Here is a 16,759-nt window from a genome sequence, read left to right on the forward strand (position 1 = left end):
CCAAATCGGCCTTGATTTCAGTCAAGTCCTTAATTTTGTGTAAAATCTATCTACAGTGTTTCAACCATATTTAGTTTTTTTGTATATTTGAGGTATTGGGAAGGGGTACCCCTTCCCAATACCTCAAATTTTCGCTCCGCGCGGTTACCCTTGGTTAATATATCTTTTTCTGTTCAGTTGAAGTTGCTCGTTTTCCATCAATAATGCCCCAATAAGACGGAAAGCTGACTGTGTGTTAGGAAAGATTCGAATAACTCTCTCTCGTCTTCTAATTTCTTGATTTAATCGTTCAAGCGAATTAGTACTGGAGATATGTAATTGAAACCTTTCTGGTTCATTTAAAAATTGGATTGAATCTTCAAAGCCTTCTTCAAGAATAGAAATCGCATTTTTAATCTTCGGGTTTTCAATATGCCGCGAAACAAATTCATTCTTAAATCCCCTTGCCTCGTCAGGAGAAATTGTTTGATAAATACGGCGCAGTTCATTTTTTAACTCACCTATTCCTTTTTTAGGAAGTTTATCAATAATGTTTCGTTTAAAATGAACAGTGCATCGTTGCCAGGATGTCCCGATAAACTCTCGTTCTATGGCTTTTCTTAACCCAGCATGAGCGTCAGAAATAACGAGCTTAGGAGACTGAAGCCCTCGAGATTTTAGACTTTGAAAGAAGCCTTGCCAGGCTTCAAAACTTTCTACATGATCTATTTTTAATCCAATAACTTCACGCTTTTTCTTCACATTCATTCCTGTCATGAGATAGACTGCTTTTGATACAACTTTGTCGTGTTCCCGGACCTTAATATACATCGCATCAGCATATAGATATGGAAAATACTGAGCATTAAGAGGACGATTAGCCCACTTATTAACTATTGGATCGAGTTTTTCAGTTAGGGAGGAAACGAAAGACTTAGATACACTTTCCCCACACAACTGTTCTACTATATTTGTAACTTTTCGTGTAGATACACCATTTACCACCATTTCCAACATAGAGAGTACCAGTGCTTGATCAACTCTAGAAAACCTCTCAAAGATCGAAGGGGAGAAGTGGCCATCTCTTGTACGAGGAACCCGTAGCTTGATTCTACCCATACTAATTATTAGTTCTCGTTCATAATATCCATTACGATAATCAAGGCGTTCTTCAGAACGCTCGTAGGAACCTGCACGTAAATAATTATCACGTTCCTTTTCCATAAGCTCATTTAATACTAATACAATGGAAGACTTTACAACTGCATCAATATTGGAATTCATCACAGAATCTTTTAAAACATCAATATCTAGGTTAAACTGTATTTGAGTCATTTTTATTCCTCTTTCCTTTGTTTTTCTTGGTCGTTAAACATTGTAGACAAAAAGGAATAAAATGACTCATTTTCTTTTTACACAATTATATGGACTTAATCTTGATTTCGAAGGGAAAAGTCCTTCATCGGGGTTATGAAGACCGAATCGACTTTGATTTCGAAGAGAAAAGTCCTTCATCAGGGTTATGAAGGACTTTTCGCATTTGTTTATTATGAAGTTATTGCATTGCTCCGCTTGCGCCGAGTTTGTAGCCTTCAATGGTTGTGTTTTTAGCCATGACGCCATTGGAATAGAAGTAATACCAGTTGCCGTTGATTAGCCTCCAGCCAGTAACCATTCCACCCGAATTCTCTAAATAGTACCAGGTGTTTCCATCAAGTAACCAGCCTTTTGCCATTCCATTAGACGTTAAATAGTACCAGGTGTTACCATCCAATAGCCAGCCTTCTGTCATACCCTTAGAAGTTAAATGGTACCAAGTGCTTCCGTCAAAGAACCAGCCAGTTTTTATTAGACCATTTGAAGTGAAGTAATACCATTTGCTATCAATTTGCTTCCAAGTGTTTGACAGCATTTCTCCCGCATTATTTAAATAGTACCAACCACCATCATAAACCCAGCCGGTATGCATTCCATGGTCAGTCATATAATACCATGTGCCGTTTGAAAATACCCAGCCATTACGTAAATCACCATTTGAGTTAAAATAGTACCATGTACCGTCAATTAACTTCCATCCGGTTGTCATTGCGTTAAAGTAGGATGGATTCAAGTAATACCAGGCACCTTGCTTGGACCAGCCTGAAATAGATTTCCCGTACGAATCATATAAGAACCATGTACCATCAAAGTTTTTCCAGCCTTTTTGAATCGTTTTATCAAAGTCCTCAGCTAAATAGTAGAGATCGATTTGTTTATAATCCAGTAAATACGCGATCATTTCCTCTGCCTTGGCATTCAAAGGGTTGTTTTCAATCGCCAAACCTTCTAGAACAGGCATCGTTAAAAATGGTTCAACTGACGATATCTTGTTATTGTCAAAAATTGCAAATTTTAACGACGGATGGTTTTTTAACGGTTTGACTGATGTTATTTGATTATAAGCAATTGTCATCATTTCTAATTTAGGTACGTTTGCTAATGGTGAAACATCGCGGACCTGATTACCATCAAGAGACAAAAATTCTAACGACGGTAAGCCGGATAGTGGTCCAAGGTTTGAGATTTTATTACTATCAGCTACGAGTCCAGCGAGTTTATTTAGGTTTTTTAACGGAGTGAGATCTGAAATTGGATTCCCACTAATATATAAAGCAAGCAATTCTGACAAATTTTCAAGACCAGCTAGGTCAGAAATATTATTCCTATCAAGGTAAAGACCCTGTAGATTTGTTAAACCTGAAAGAGGCTTAAGGTTGGAAATATTGTGTCCTTGGAGCGATAAATACTTTAAATTTGTAGCGTGCTCAATCCCTTTTAGGGAAGAAATTTTTCCATTCGTTTGGACATTATGGCTTAAGGAAGTAAGCTGCAGTAAATCATCCTTTGTTAAAGCGCGCCCTTCAATCTTTAATTGTTTTTTAATTGCTAGTTCAAGGACTGGATCCTCAATGACGGCTGAAGCAGCAGATGCAGATCCCACTATCCCTTTTTCAGAAATTGGGAATAGTAATGCAAATATCATTAGTAGACTAGTAAGTAATAGTAACTTTCTCAAAAAATAATCCTCCTTTTAATAGATTCCAAAGTCTATTATACTCTTGAGAGGCTTAGTTGTAAGATATCTTTAACATATATGTAAAAAATAGTAAAAAGGTTGTAGGGCTTCAGTATGGCTTTGCTGATGAAAGTTTCTCTTTATGTCCAATAATGTTATAATGTGGTGAATATAACAATGTAGGTGAATAATTATGACTGAACGTATTAAAGTAATGACCATTTTTGGAACGAGACCAGAAGCGATTAAAATGGCTCCACTTGTACTTGAGTTAAATAAATATCCTGATGAAATAGAATCAATTGTGACTGTTACCGCTCAGCATCGCCAAATGCTAGACCAAGTGTTAGAGATTTTTGAGATTAAGCCTGACCATGATTTAAATATTATGCAGGACAGGCAAACACTGACAGATGTAACGACCCGTGCACTCGAGGGATTAGACCGTGTAATGAAAGAGGTTAAGCCTGATTTAGTTCTTGTTCATGGAGATACGACAACGACATTTGTCGCTGGCTTGGCAGCCTTTTATAATCAAATTTCTGTAGGACATGTTGAAGCGGGATTACGTACGTGGAATAAGTATTCTCCATTCCCAGAAGAGGTGAATCGTCAGATCACGGGCGTTATCGCTGATTTGCATTTTTCACCAACTATTCAATCGAAAAACAATCTATTGAATGAAAACAAAAAGGCAGAAACTATATTTGTTACTGGAAACACTGCGATTGATGCACTGAACACAACAGTTTCTGAAAGCTATTCTCATCCAGTGCTTGATAGGTTAGGCGATGACCGCTTATTATTGGTGACAGCACACCGCCGTGAGAACTTGGGTGAGCCAATGCGAAACATGTTTAAAGCAATAAAGCGAATTGTAACCGAGCATGACGATGTGCAAGTCGTCTATCCTGTACACTTGAACCCTGTTGTTAGAGAACTTGCCGATGAGATCTTAGGAAATGATGAGCGAATTCAATTAATTGAACCACTTGGTGTGCTGGATTTCCATAACTTCGCATCAAAAGCTTGTTTGATTCTGACCGATTCAGGCGGTGTTCAAGAGGAAGCACCTTCATTAGGGGTGCCCGTACTTGTGCTACGGGATACAACTGAACGTCCTGAAGGAATTGAAGCTGGAACATTGAAACTAGCTGGAACCGATGAAGAAACAATTTATTCCTTAGCGAAGGAATTGTTAACAGATCCACAAGAGTATGAAAAAATGGCGAAGGCTTCCAATCCATATGGAGACGGAAAGGCATCAAAACGAATTGTAGAAGCTATCCTGTACCACTTTGGAAAACGTGAAACAGTGCCCGGAAATTTTAGTTAACACACAAAAAAAAAGCGACCCATTTGGGTCGTTTTTTTTTGTTTTGGAGTATTTAAAAGTTTTGATATCATTAAAAAGTTTAACGGCATTTTGTGTCTAATTTTGTTATGAAAGTATGAAAAAATAATCGGACGTTGTCAAAGTTTGTGTTATGATATGAAATAGAATTATAGAGATACTTATAAAAACTAGATTCAAAGGAGTTGTAATCAAATTTGGGGAAAGCTTCATTACGCGTTCTATTATTAAGTATATTAGCCTTATTATTCCTAAGTCAAACTGCATTGGCGAACGGGAATGTAACCTATGTGGCAACCGGGAAATTGCCTCTTTATCGTACTCTCGATGAATTAAAGGATTATCGTCAGCATTTAACGATTTATAACCCGAACTATACGAGATTTGGAGAATTGTATTTTGGTAATCAGGTTACGATTCTTGAAGAAAATCAATATGCTGTAAAAGTTCGCACTACAGATGGCCAGGAGGGCTGGGTGCAAAAGGATTACCTTAGCCAAAATCCTACCAGTCATGATTGGTTGGTAAAGGATGAGCGTGCTCTAAAAAGCGAACCTTATATGAAAGCTTCTACCATTGCGACAGTACCTTCAAAATCAAAAGTAAAAGTACTAGATTTTAAGTTTATCAGTACTGAACAATATAAAGATTGGTATAAGGTTCAGACTGCAAATGGAAGTGTGGGCTGGATTTGGGGAGCTCATTATATTGATAGCGATTGGGTGAATCGCGGCAGCAACATTATTCGTTATGAATTTGAAAAGAGCGGGACAATTTCCAATTGGCTTTCTGTTTTTGCTCCTTTAAATACGTATGCCAACATCACTGCAGGGGAACTAAATGCATTCATTGCCTCCAAAGCAAATGGAAGCAACACTCTTATGACAGGAATGGGTTCCTCCTTCATTGAAGCGCAAAACACGACGGGCTTAAATGCCATTTACTTAATGGCCCACGCGGGTCACGAAACTGGCTGGGGTAAATCGGCTATTTCTCAAAATAAATATAATTATTACGGAATTGGTGCGATTGATTCCAAGCCTGCCCAAGGCGCCTACACATTTAACAATCCGCATGACGGGATTGTGGCTGGTGCGATTTGGATTGGCGAAAACTATATTATTCGAGGTTGGGATACTGACCGTAATTATCCATTTTATCAATCAACCCTGGATAATATGAAAAATGACAATGGTGGCTGGCATCAATATGCAACAGATGAAGCATGGGCTGTCAAAATTGGTAACTTCATTGATCAGTACTATGCCTTTACGTATCCAAATGGCTTTGCCATGAAAAAAGGCTGGTACCAAGAAGGTACTGAATATTATTATTTTGATTCCAATGGAAAAATGGTAACAGGATGGCTTCCATGGAATGGCATCTGGTATTACTTGAAACAGAATGGTTATATGGCAAAAGGATGGGCCTGGGATAAAGGTTCTTGGTACTACTTTAATGCTGATGGAGCCATGCAAACAGGTTGGGTGCTAGATAAAGGTATTTGGTACTATATTAAGCCCGATGGCAAGATGATGAGTAACCAGTGGTATTATCAAAATGGAAATTGGTACTATATGAAAAAAGATGGTGCGATGAGCACAGGCTGGGTACATGATGGTGTTGCTTGGTATTATCATAACCAAAATGGCTACATGCAAACAGGCTGGATTAAAGATAATGGACTTTGGTATTATTTAAAGCCTGATGGTAAGATGATGAGTAACCAATGGTATTATCAAAATGGAAATTGGTACTATATGAAAAAAGATGGTGTGATGAGTACTGGCTGGTTAAATGATGGTGCCAATTGGTATTATCATAACCAAGATGGTTATATGCAAACAGGCTGGACTAAAGTTAATGGAACTTGGTATTTCATGAATGGCAGTGGCGTGATGAAAACCGGTTGGCTTTATGATGGCGCTTGGTATTACCTATCAGGCGGCGGTGCGATGCAAACTGGCTGGAAGTTTATCGGCGGTAACTGGTATTACTTCTACAGTGGTGGAAGTATGGCCGCTAATACCACAATCGATGGATTCCGATTAGGTAGTAGCGGTGCTTGGATTCAATAAGAACATTTAAAAAAAGTGGGCTGGTCTTCAGCTCACTTTTTTTGTGTTCTTTTTAAGTATTAACGTTTATCCTATGCTAATGGAACCCTCTGTCCCTTGATGTAGGTGTTGACTTTTTGGTAGTCGTCGACGGAGTCGATTTCGAACCAGTCATCGGATTCGATGGGGGAAACGTATACGTTTAGGTTTTCTAAATTTTGTTTTACGATGTCGTCCCAGTATAGGTCTTTGAATTGGCCGTTATTGATGACTTCTTCTAGTTTTTCTGTTATGAATTGGCCATCTTTTTTTGACCAGTAGGAAACGCCTGACATGATATAGTCTGTTCCGCTGCCAATGATGATTTCCGTTACCTTCTTATTCGTATCAAACTGAAGAATCCATTCGTCCTCGAAGTCCGTTTTTACACCAGTGAAGTACGTCGAGTTCTCTAAATCTGTTCGGAAGAAATTACGATTCATATATACATCTGCTTCTGTTATAATCGCATCCTCAAGATACTCTCTTACTAAGTACATCGTATATACATTGTTGTAGATGTCATATTTGTCGTTATGGATGAGCTTCACACCGTATTTTTCTTCTAGGTAGTTGAACTTTTCGTGTAGATAGCCTGTTACAACGACGATATCTTTAATTCCTTTTTCATGTAGGAACCTTATTTGTCTTTCGGCCATTGGTTCGCCGCCAACCTCGACTAACGATTTTGGTGTATGTGTTGTTAGTGGTCTAAGTCGTGTTCCCATGCCAGCTGCTAGGATAATTGCTCTCATTATATTCTCAACCTTTCTTATACCTTTACATGTATACTATACCAAATAAAAAACTAGAAATTATAGTAATTTCTAGTTTTTCTATCTACTTGTTATGCTATTTTTCCCTCTAGATCTTTAATCGATACGAGTTCTTTTGGATTACCAGCGACAAGCACAGCTCCTACAATTACGATAAGGGAACCAGCAATAAGCTGTAATCCAACAGGTGTGCTCATGAAGATCATTTGTAGGATAATTGCCCAAACCACATACGTGATATTTAAGGAAGTACTTCTTGCTGCACCAATTGTATTAATTGCTTTATAGTAACAAATATAGGAAATCGTACCAACTAAGGCCGTTACAGCAATAAGTATACCGATAGGTGAAGCTACAACACTTAGTGCCAAATCATATCCGTTAATAAAAGGAATAATAACGATTGCATATAATAATCCGGATGTTGCTTGACGAATATTGATTGCATGTTCAGGGTTCATATCTCCATCTTTCATCCCTAATGCACAAATAATTCCTTCAAGGCTCCATGCAAGTACTGTACCAATGGCAAACATTAAACCTAATGTAAAGCTGCTTCCGATTGAAAACTCTGAAGGCATATACCCTAGAACAAATACACCAACCACACTTAGTCCAATTCCTAGCCATACCCTTGCATTGATTTTTTCCTTCAAAATGGCCCCTGCAAGCAACGCACTTACAGCAGGAAACATAGCCGTAATGGCAGCAGTATATGCTGGACCAATATATTTAACACTTAATAAATAACATGTCATCCCAACAGGTCCACCGATTAGGGCACCTAGTACGATGACTCCTCCATTTTTTGTTTTTAAAGATTGAAGTACATTTTTAAACTGCCCTTTGATGATCATATACAGAGTTGCCCAAAGTGCAGAGAAAAAGTCATGCATAAAAGTAGCCACAAATGGTGCTAAGAAAATGGCCTCAGTTGAGGTAATAAATGGAGTGCTTGCCATGATAATTCCGACCAATACTGTGTCAACGCCCCATGTAGCACCGGCAATAAGTCCATTACCTAATCCTAATTTTGCGTCCCTAAGGCTGTTAATTTTCAAATGAATTTCCCCTTTGTATTTATGTTTTTGTTTTTATAAAAATTCTTAGACGTTAGCTTTTTGTTCAAGTAATTGGTATTCCTTCATGAACCCCTTCGTCCTGTTAAAACGGCCCATCGCATAGGAATAGAAGTCGTAGCCAGTTGCTACTTTCATTAATCCCCAAAGTGTCCATAAGAAATCAACGAATATCTTATTCATTAATAATCTTTTTGCAGTTATGGTGTCCATTTCTCCATTAAAGTATTGGAGTACAAACAATCTTTCTTCTGCAGGCGATAGCTCTGATTCAATAATAAAGGCTGCAATGTCCCAGAATGCATCGTTCATCCCGCCATATTCCCAGTCAATCAGATACATTTTATTTGCTCCACTTTTTACAAAGTTTTCAGAAAGTGGATCAATGTGACAAGGTGATAGGGGAACATTCATTGAAAGATACTGATTCTCGAGTTCAAGAACCTGAGCTTTCAAATCGGAATAATCTTCAGGTAATGTTACATTCCCGCTTGCTATCACATCTTCATATTCTGTTATTTTTTCAAACACATCAAAACGATCTTTAAAATCTACTTCTGAGTCATGCAATTTTCTAAATATGTCTGCAATCATAATCAGGTTTTCTTCCCTTTTTCCGGTCTTCGGATTGAGCGTCTCCGCTTCAGGAATGTACTCGACAATTTTCAAACCTGTGTGTTCATCAAAAAAGAGGATTGGAGGGTTAATCCCCAGTTCACTGACTGTTTCTGATATCAGCTTTTCCGTTGAACGATTAAGGAATTTTTCTGTCCCTTTGCCAGGGAAACGCACCGCATAGTCTTTACCGTCAATCGTAATTTTGTAATTTCGATTTGTTAACCCACCAAGGGATTCGATTGTTGTGATTAGACTTTCATCAATTTGTAAAGCATTTGCAATGGTTTGCTTTATTTCATTTACTTTAATTTCTTCCTCTTTCACCCTAAGTAACGGGAAGATTTTATCGACGACTTTAAAATAATCCGCATAATTATCGACTTCGGCCCAGATAATATTTGGCAATTTCAAGAAGCCAAGATTCACTGTGCGTCCGACGTCAAGAAGGGTATATTCGTAATTAATATAAGGATTTTGGTTATCCTTAAAGATATTTAGCATCTCCTGATAAACTTCATAGGAAATTTTTGTAATTCCGACCATTTCTCCATCAATGCGGTTTAAGCGATGTATATCCTTTGAAATTTGATAAATTTGGTCGTTTCTAATTTCCACAAATGCCTCGTCGCCTGAGCCGCTTTCCTTTGTCATTAGAATGCAATCTCTCTCGCCAGTCTCTAAAAGTTCTTCTATCGCAGCCTGCTCGATTAATATATCATCCTCTATCAAAATGAAATCATCTGTCATGTAATCGGAGGCTAACGCAAGAGAAGCCATGCTTCCAGTCCATAAATAGCGAGTATTCTCAACAAACGAAACGGTGTCCTTTCCTTTTAGGACCTCGGATTGCTCAAGCATTTCTTTCAGATAACCTGTTACAATTACGATTTTTTCAATGCCATTTTCTTCAAGAATGTTAACTGTTCTCTCGAGTAACGTAGTGCCGTGGATATCAAGTAAACCTATAGGTCGATCAAAAGATTTTCTTTCTCCCGCAGCAAGAATAACTGCTTGTGTGATTGGTTTGTACTCATTCTTATATAATGACACTTTTGTTTCTTGTAATTTTTCAAGTTCTTTGATTAAATATTCTTTTCCTTTTTCGGATACAAAGTAATGTATTGTGCTTCCCGTTTTTTTAGTTTCAATAAAATTTTCTTCTATTAATTTATTAATTGTATAATTTACTTTGCCAATTGAAATTTTGCAAAGCTTTGCCAATGTTCTTTGAGTAATTTCTGGATTCCTTGAAATTTCCGCTAAAATATCGAACATGTACAAGTATCATCACTCCTCCGTTCAATTTTTGAACAACGTAATATTAACACTAATATAATCATTTGTAAATATATTGTAACAATATATTTTAATTTTATGAAAAGTGAAAGGGGTTGAGGGATTGAACTAAGCCGTTAAGCAAAAGAATGACTACTTAGTGTGCTTGGAGGATTCAATAAGAATATACAAAAAAAGTGAGCATTTCAGCTCACTTTTTGTTATCTTTTAGTATTCACCTATATATTCTTCTAAAGTAAGTCCACTTTGAGTAATACTTTTTGCTAAGTTAACTCCGACGTAGCGGAAATGCCATGGTTCATATTTATAGCCGGTAATATGTTCCTTCCCTTGAGGATATCGAAGGATAAAACCGTAATACTGGGCATTGCTTGCTAACCATTTTCCCTCTGACGTATAGGCAAAATCGTCCTCAGCCCATAGTGAAGAATTGCTTCCACCAATATCAAATGCTAACCCGGTTTGGTGTTCACTTTTTCCAGGTTTTGCAGAGAATGTATCTGCTGCTGTTTGTCCGTAATTGGATACATATCGGTTATATAAAGTAGATTGGTAGCTATACGAACGATAGGTGCTAAATGCACTCAATGTTAGTCCTTGCTTTTTTGCATCAGCCTTCATTGCTTCAAATGCACTACGAGCCTCTGTATTCTCTCCGGGGTTATAAGTAGAAGGTAATGAATGAACCTTATTCACAATTAGGATGCCGTTCTTATAGTGATAGCCAGTTGTCGGCTCAATCCATGCACCATCCTTATTCACATACGACCCATTAATCATTGTGCTTGTTGCCAATATTCCACTTGAGAAGGAATAATACCATTTAGAATTTACTTGATACCATCCAGTCATCATTTCACCAGAAGACTTGAGATAATACCACTTATTGCTGGATAATTGCCAACCTGTTTTCATTGCACCATTTTGGCCTAATAAGTACCAATTGCGATTTTTATACAACCATCCCGAATTCATAACACCATAATCATTAAGATGATACCATTTATTCTGGTCATACACCCATCCTGTCTTCATCCTACCGGTATGGTCAAGGAAGTACCATTTGTTTTGGTTGTATACCCAACCTGTTTTCATTGCGCCACTTTCTGATAGGAAGTACCAGCTGCTATCGTATACCCAACCCGTTTTCATAGCACCTGAACCGGTTAAGAAATACCATTTATTTTGGTTGAAAACCCAGCCAGTTCGCATTGCGCCACTTTTATTAAGGAAGTACCATTTGTTTTTATCTAAGACCCAGTCTGTCTGCATAATTCCATCTTGATCAAGGAAGTACCAATTATAATTATCAAGAATCCAGCCGCTTTCTCTGGCACCAGATTCTTTATTAAAATAATACCAATTTCCATCAATGAGTTCCCAGCCAACCACTTTTTGATTATGTTCATCGTAATAGAACCAGGAATTGTCTACTTGCTCCCAGCCAAGCTTCAGCTCGGGTAATTGAGCTTGAGCTTCTTCCTCATCAGTAATTTCTTCCGTATCTGCGATTTCTTCATTATTTGAAAAAGCAATGAGTGGGATAATAAATAAGAGTAATAGGAATGCAATCAGTTTTTTCATAGAATAACTCCTTACAAAAATAATAGAATGATATTATTATAGCAAAATAATTTGGAAGGTTTAATACTTTTGGTGTGAAAAATGGAAAACGACTTCAAAAATTATGGGTAAAAGGTCTATTCATCTACTTTTTACGGATATGAATTTCTAGTATACTTATAGCGGTATCGACAAAAATCGGGTAATATCGAGTGCTTGCTGAAGGGGTATTGATAAAATTCAGATGGTGACAGGCGCTGTATTGGAGGATATGTATGAAGTGGTTTGTTTTTGTATTCGTTTCGATTGTGTTCTTGGTGTCACCGTATTTTACGGGACTTTATTCAAATTCTAGTTTTTATAGCTTGGGACTGTTACTATTTACGCTTTTTCTAATTGTCGTGATGACGCTCCTATTTAAGCGGGAGATTAATCAATTAAAACAGGTTACGGTTGTGCTCTTATTACCAGTTTGTTATATTTTTTCACTTCCAATGGCTGAAAATCCTTTAGGGGCATGGGATTCGATTATTCAATGGTTTACCTTTAGTACTTTTTTTATTTTAGTATATTGGTGTGCGGTGACACCAAAGATTCGAAAGTGGCTACCAATGGTATTCCATGCAACTGGGGTTTGGATTGTTATCTATTCCATGTTACTTTATATAGATTTCATTCAACTTCGTAATGGGTTTATAGCGGGAAGATTAGGAAGTATTTTTAAGTATCCGAATACCTTTGGAATGGTGATGGTCGTTTTCTTTTTCTTTTCGTTGATAATGAGTTTACGAGATCATCAGTCAAGTAAAGAGAAAATACTCTACTCGGCACCTTTAGTCGTGTATTTATTAGGTTTCTTTCTTTCCTTTTCTCGAGGAATGATGATTGTCTTTCCAATTGTTTGGCTGGTAGGGATTTTAATAGTAGCTTCAAAAAAGCAGGTGAAATACCTTCTATACTCGATGGTCACTGTCGGGGGGGCTTTGTTCACATTTGTTGGATTAGAGAATATGAACGGTACCTTTTCAAAAACGGCTCTCATTCTAGGAGCGATTTTTGGTTCGGTTGCATTATATCTTGTCTCAGATAATCTGCTTAATAAATGGAAAGAAAAATTAGAGTTTCTTCAAAAACGAAAGTTTTATCAATTGTTGCTCCCGATTACGATAATTTTGGTAGGTTTATTAACCATTTTAGATTTTGCCAATCAGGGGCTTGTGTTTAAGCAATTGCCAGTTAGTATGCAGGAGCGAATTGAGAGTATTGATATTTATAGTGGAACGGCAAAGGAAAGGCTCATTTTTAATGAAGATGCTTTAGAGATGAGTAAAGACTCGCCAATCCTTGGATTAGGGGGAGAGGCCTTCCGGGTTTTGTATAAGAAATACCAACAGCTTCCATACCAATCCAATAAAATCCACAATGGGTATGCGGAATGGCTCGTAGATACGGGATGGGTAGGTTTATTGATTCTCTTATTTGTAATTTTTTATTTGTATCGTCAGGTTATAAAGGGATATCAAGAGGAAACGGGAAGAGAGCCCCGTGTGGCTGTCCTTTTAGCAACACTAGTGATTTTTATCCATAGCTTTCTTGATTTTAACTTTTCATATGGAACAGTTTGGTTTCTCGTATTTTGGTTATTTGCTATCGGGATTACAATGAATTCCAAAACGATTCATGGAAAAAAGAAAGAAAAAACGAAACAAATTCGATCAAAACAAAATCAAGCACTGCTACTTATTTATAGTATCTTTTCAATATTGGTTTTGTGCTGCGCCGTTTTTTCCTATCGGTTTATGGAAGCAGATCGATTGAGTCGAGTGTCAGCGCAGTTAAAGGATCCCATTGAAAAGCAACAAGCTTTAGAGAAGGCAATTGCCCTACATCCAACTCAAGTAGAGTATTGGAACGATTTAAGTGATGTCCTTCTAAAAAATGATAAGGAAAACAGAGAAGGAATCAAGGTGGTTATCGCTCATATCCTAGCATTAGAGCCAAATAATCCAGATAGCTATTTGAAAGTAGGTTCCTTATCAGAAAAGATAAATGACCCTGATTCAGCAATTCGTTATTATTCAAAAGCATTAGAGCTAGACCATTTCAATTCTTCGTTATATGTAACAACAATTAAAGCGAAGGTCTTATTTGCTCTTGAACATAAGGATTCTCAAGATTATTTAAAATCGGCCATTCGTGATTATGAACGAAACACAAGGTTTTATCAGAAATTTATGAGTCAGCCTCTTGATGACCATGATGCTTTTAATGGAAGAGATTTTTTAGTTAGGTTTGAATCTCACTATTATGCTGCTTTAGCTTATTTTCTTTTAGACGATTACAACGGAGTCATTGAGATATATCGACTTATTGACCATGATCCAAAAGGGGAGTTTACAGCGTTGAACATTGTGGCACTTGAAAGAATAGGCTCATACCAAGAGGCTCTGGACTTGTACAACGAATCGAAGGATGATTATGAGAACCTTTCCGAACTGGTTGAAACTATTAAAACAGATTATGGGACGACTGGAGAACAACATGAATCGAACAATCATTAGATTATCTTTGCTTCTGCTTTTTTTCTTATTCGGATGCAGCCAAGATTCTCAAGATGAAATGGAATATAAGGATGGAATGGATCGGGGCATCGTTGAGCAAATAAATCGTCTCAGCCTTGAGGAAAAAATGGGCCAAATGCTGATGGTTGGTGTAAATGGCTATTTCATGGACAATTCAACAAAGCAAATGATTACGGACTATCATGTCGGAGGCTTTGTCATTCTGGGCAGTAATGTACGGGATGAGCTTGAGCTCCGTAAACTAATCGAAACATTGAAGGAAACGAATAAAACCAACAATCATCCTCTTCTATTAGCGATTGATGAGGAAGGGGGAAGAATTACTAGGTTTCCCGAAAATGTAAGTAAACTGCCATCTAATCAGAAGGTGGGGCAATTAAATAATCAGGATTTGTCCTATAAAATCGGAGGTTTACTTGCCGAAAAGGTTGCTTATTTCGGATTTAATATGAATTTTGCGCCTGTATTGGATGTAAATAGCAACCCAAGAAATCGGGTCATCGGGGATCGTTCATTCTCCAGCAATCCCCAAGTAGTTTCAAAGCTTGGAATTAAAACGATGCAGGGTATACGGGATAATGGGGTAATTCCTGTTATCAAGCATTTTCCAGGACATGGTGATACATTCGTTGATTCTCACTTGGGATTGCCAACACTTCCCCATGATCAGGAGAGATTACGAAGCATTGAGCTTCATCCATTTGCGAATGCGATAAAAGAAAAGGCTGATGTCGTGATGACAGCCCATATTTTATTGCCAAAGCTCGATGCGTCGAACCCGGCAACGATATCAAAGGCTGTGATTACGGAGCTTTTGCGTAAAGAATTGGGATTTGAAGGAGTCGTCATTACAGATGATTTAACAATGGGAGCAATTGCAAAACATCATACGGTAGGAGAGGCAGCGGTGAAATCTGTACTTGCTGGAAGTGATATTCTCTTGATTGCCCATCATCATCCAAAGGCAAAAGAAGCCATTGAAGCATTGGGTAAGGCTGTTGCGGATGGAGAAATTTCGGAGAAGCGGATTAATGAGAGTGTGTATCGAATCCTAGCACTAAAGAAAAAATACAAGCTGGATGAAAACCAAAACCAATCTTCGACATTAGAGGAAATCAATCAAAAAATTGATGAGGTTGTAAGGAAGTATTTTTAGGGGTGGGACAGGGAATCTGTCCCCGTGTCCCATTAATACCCTTCCGGATTTTCTGACTGCCATTTCCAGGAGTCTTGGCACATTTCTTCAATTCCTTTTTCTGCAACCCAGCCAAGCTCTTCTCTTGCTTTTGTTGGATCTGCATAGCAAACAGCAATATCACCAGGTCTGCGTTCCACAATTTTATAAGGAATTGTCTTTCCAGCCGCTTTTTGAAAGGCTGCTACGATTTCAAGTACACTGTAGCCACTACCGGTTCCAAGGTTATAGGCTTCTACTCCAGTAGTAGACATGATTTTCTCAAGTGCTTTTACATGTCCTTTCGCCAGGTCTACGACATGAATATAATCCCTTACACCCGTACCATCAACCGTTGGATAGTCGTTACCAAATACACGTAGCTCCTCAAGTTTACCAATCGCAACCTGTGTAATATATGGCATTAAGTTATTAGGTAGTCCATTTGGATCTTCCCCAATTCGTCCACTATGATGGGCGCCAATTGGGTTGAAGTAACGTAATAATGAAACACTCCACTCTTGATCTGAAACGTACAAATCACGGAGGATCTCTTCAATCATTAACTTCGTGCGTCCATAAGGATTTGTCGCACTTAATGGGAAATCTTCTGAAATGGGTACCCGGTCTGGCATTCCATATACAGTTGCCGAGGAACTGAATACCATCCTCTTGACTCCAAATGCTTTCATTACCTCACATAACACCAAAGTCCCCGACAAATTATTATGGTAATAATGTAAGGGGATTTCTACTGATTCTCCAACTGCCTTCAAGCCAGCGAAATGGATAACAGCATCAATTTTATGATCTGAAAATACAGATTCCAAACCGTCTTTATCTAATAAATCGATTTGATAAAATGGAAAGTCCTTGCCGGTAATTTCTTTTACTCGCGTTAAGGAATCTACTTTGCTATTTGATAGATTATCTACTACAACAATCTCATAACCAGCATGTAATAGCTCCACACATGTGTGACTGCCGATATAGCCGGCTCCACCAGTTATTAATACAGCCATGATGGTACCCCCTTATTGTGCCTTTATATATTTCCCTTACACAATCTTTTTATATCCACTAGTTTATCATATTTTGAAAAATGGTGAAATGACAGGAATCGTCTACATTGAGGGAGAAAAATCTGGTTGTAGGAAGGTTTTAGGGGTGGGACAGTGAACCTGTCC

General features: G+C 37.9%; 11 protein-coding genes. 4 read left to right on the forward strand and 7 right to left on the reverse strand.

Annotation, left to right across the window (positions count from 1 at the left end; genetic code table 11):
• Nucleotides 1-144: 144 nt before the first annotated feature.
• Both V7112_RS14495 and V7112_RS14500 read right to left on the reverse strand, forming a co-directional pair.
• Nucleotides 145-1,314, reverse strand: coding sequence for an IS256 family transposase (locus tag V7112_RS14495; RefSeq protein WP_335420978.1), 1,170 nt, complete (start codon nt 1,312-1,314; stop codon nt 145-147).
• 220 nt (nt 1,315-1,534) lie between these two features.
• Nucleotides 1,535-3,034, reverse strand: coding sequence for a leucine-rich repeat domain-containing protein (locus V7112_RS14500; protein ID WP_335420980.1), 1,500 nt, complete (start codon nt 3,032-3,034; stop codon nt 1,535-1,537).
• Between the two features lie 193 nt (nt 3,035-3,227).
• On the opposite strand from V7112_RS14500, the gene wecB reads away from it, so the two are divergent.
• Nucleotides 3,228-4,370, forward strand: coding sequence for a non-hydrolyzing UDP-N-acetylglucosamine 2-epimerase (gene wecB / locus V7112_RS14505; RefSeq protein WP_335420982.1), 1,143 nt, complete (start codon nt 3,228-3,230; stop codon nt 4,368-4,370).
• A 215-nt stretch (nt 4,371-4,585) separates the two neighbouring features.
• Nucleotides 4,586-6,466: a glucosaminidase domain-containing protein gene (locus V7112_RS14510; protein WP_335420985.1), complete on the forward strand. Its 1,881-nt coding sequence runs from the start codon at nt 4,586-4,588 to the stop codon at nt 6,464-6,466.
• A 71-nt stretch (nt 6,467-6,537) separates the two neighbouring features.
• Here V7112_RS14510 and V7112_RS14515 read toward each other — a convergent pair whose 3' ends face one another.
• The 4 genes from V7112_RS14515 to V7112_RS14530 form a co-directional block, all read right to left on the reverse strand.
• Entirely contained in the window at nt 6,538-7,239 is a 702-nt protein-coding gene (locus tag V7112_RS14515; RefSeq protein WP_335420987.1) for a sugar phosphate nucleotidyltransferase, read from the reverse strand.
• 92 nt (nt 7,240-7,331) lie between these two features.
• On the reverse strand, nt 7,332-8,321 hold the full coding sequence (locus tag V7112_RS14520) for a DMT family transporter (protein WP_335420989.1): 990 nt from the start codon (nt 8,319-8,321) through the stop codon (nt 7,332-7,334).
• A gap of 45 nt (nt 8,322-8,366) precedes the next feature.
• Nucleotides 8,367-10,232 (reverse strand): NTP transferase domain-containing protein, encoded by a 1,866-nt coding sequence (locus V7112_RS14525; protein WP_335421146.1) that lies wholly within the window; start codon nt 10,230-10,232, stop codon nt 8,367-8,369.
• A gap of 228 nt (nt 10,233-10,460) precedes the next feature.
• Nucleotides 10,461-11,837 (reverse strand): D-alanyl-D-alanine carboxypeptidase family protein, encoded by a 1,377-nt coding sequence (locus tag V7112_RS14530; RefSeq protein ID WP_335420991.1) that lies wholly within the window; start codon nt 11,835-11,837, stop codon nt 10,461-10,463.
• Between the two features lie 254 nt (nt 11,838-12,091).
• Here V7112_RS14530 and V7112_RS14535 point away from each other — a divergent pair, with 254 nt between their 5' ends.
• Together V7112_RS14535 and nagZ are read left to right on the forward strand one after the other, a co-directional pair.
• Nucleotides 12,092-14,377: an O-antigen ligase family protein gene (locus V7112_RS14535; RefSeq protein ID WP_335420993.1), complete on the forward strand. Its 2,286-nt coding sequence runs from the start codon at nt 12,092-12,094 to the stop codon at nt 14,375-14,377.
• Nucleotides 14,358-15,554 carry a beta-N-acetylhexosaminidase gene (nagZ, locus tag V7112_RS14540; RefSeq protein ID WP_335420996.1) on the forward strand — a complete coding sequence of 399 codons (1,197 nt, stop codon included), beginning with the start codon at nt 14,358-14,360 and terminating at the stop codon, nt 15,552-15,554. Before V7112_RS14535 ends, nagZ begins: the two co-directional genes overlap by 20 nt.
• A 32-nt stretch (nt 15,555-15,586) precedes the next feature.
• On the opposite strand, the gene galE is transcribed toward nagZ, so the two are convergent.
• Nucleotides 15,587-16,594, reverse strand: coding sequence for a UDP-glucose 4-epimerase GalE (gene galE / locus V7112_RS14545; RefSeq protein WP_335420998.1), 1,008 nt, complete (start codon nt 16,592-16,594; stop codon nt 15,587-15,589).
• Nucleotides 16,595-16,759: the final 165 nt, after the last annotated feature.

The organism is Bacillus sp. JJ1566 (assembly GCF_036962685.1).
GTDB lineage: Bacteria > Bacillota > Bacilli > Bacillales > Bacillaceae_L > Ferdinandcohnia.

What these genes read in the sequence shown, in the direction of transcription:
- V7112_RS14495 (WP_335420978.1), bottom strand. Translation starts at nt 1,314, where the DNA reads ATGACTCAAATACAGTTTAACCTAGATATTGATGTTTTAAAAGATTCT.
- wecB (WP_335420982.1), top strand. Translation starts at nt 3,228, where the DNA reads ATGACTGAACGTATTAAAGTAATGACCATTTTTGGAACGAGACCAGAA.
- V7112_RS14515 (WP_335420987.1), bottom strand. Translation starts at nt 7,239, where the DNA reads ATGAGAGCAATTATCCTAGCAGCTGGCATGGGAACACGACTTAGACCA.
- V7112_RS14525 (WP_335421146.1), bottom strand. Translation starts at nt 10,232, where the DNA reads ATGTTCGATATTTTAGCGGAAATTTCAAGGAATCCAGAAATTACTCAA.
- V7112_RS14530 (WP_335420991.1), bottom strand. Translation starts at nt 11,837, where the DNA reads ATGAAAAAACTGATTGCATTCCTATTACTCTTATTTATTATCCCACTC.
- V7112_RS14535 (WP_335420993.1), top strand. Translation starts at nt 12,092, where the DNA reads ATGAAGTGGTTTGTTTTTGTATTCGTTTCGATTGTGTTCTTGGTGTCA.
- nagZ (WP_335420996.1), top strand. Translation starts at nt 14,358, where the DNA reads ATGAATCGAACAATCATTAGATTATCTTTGCTTCTGCTTTTTTTCTTA.
- galE (WP_335420998.1), bottom strand. Translation starts at nt 16,594, where the DNA reads ATGGCTGTATTAATAACTGGTGGAGCCGGCTATATCGGCAGTCACACA.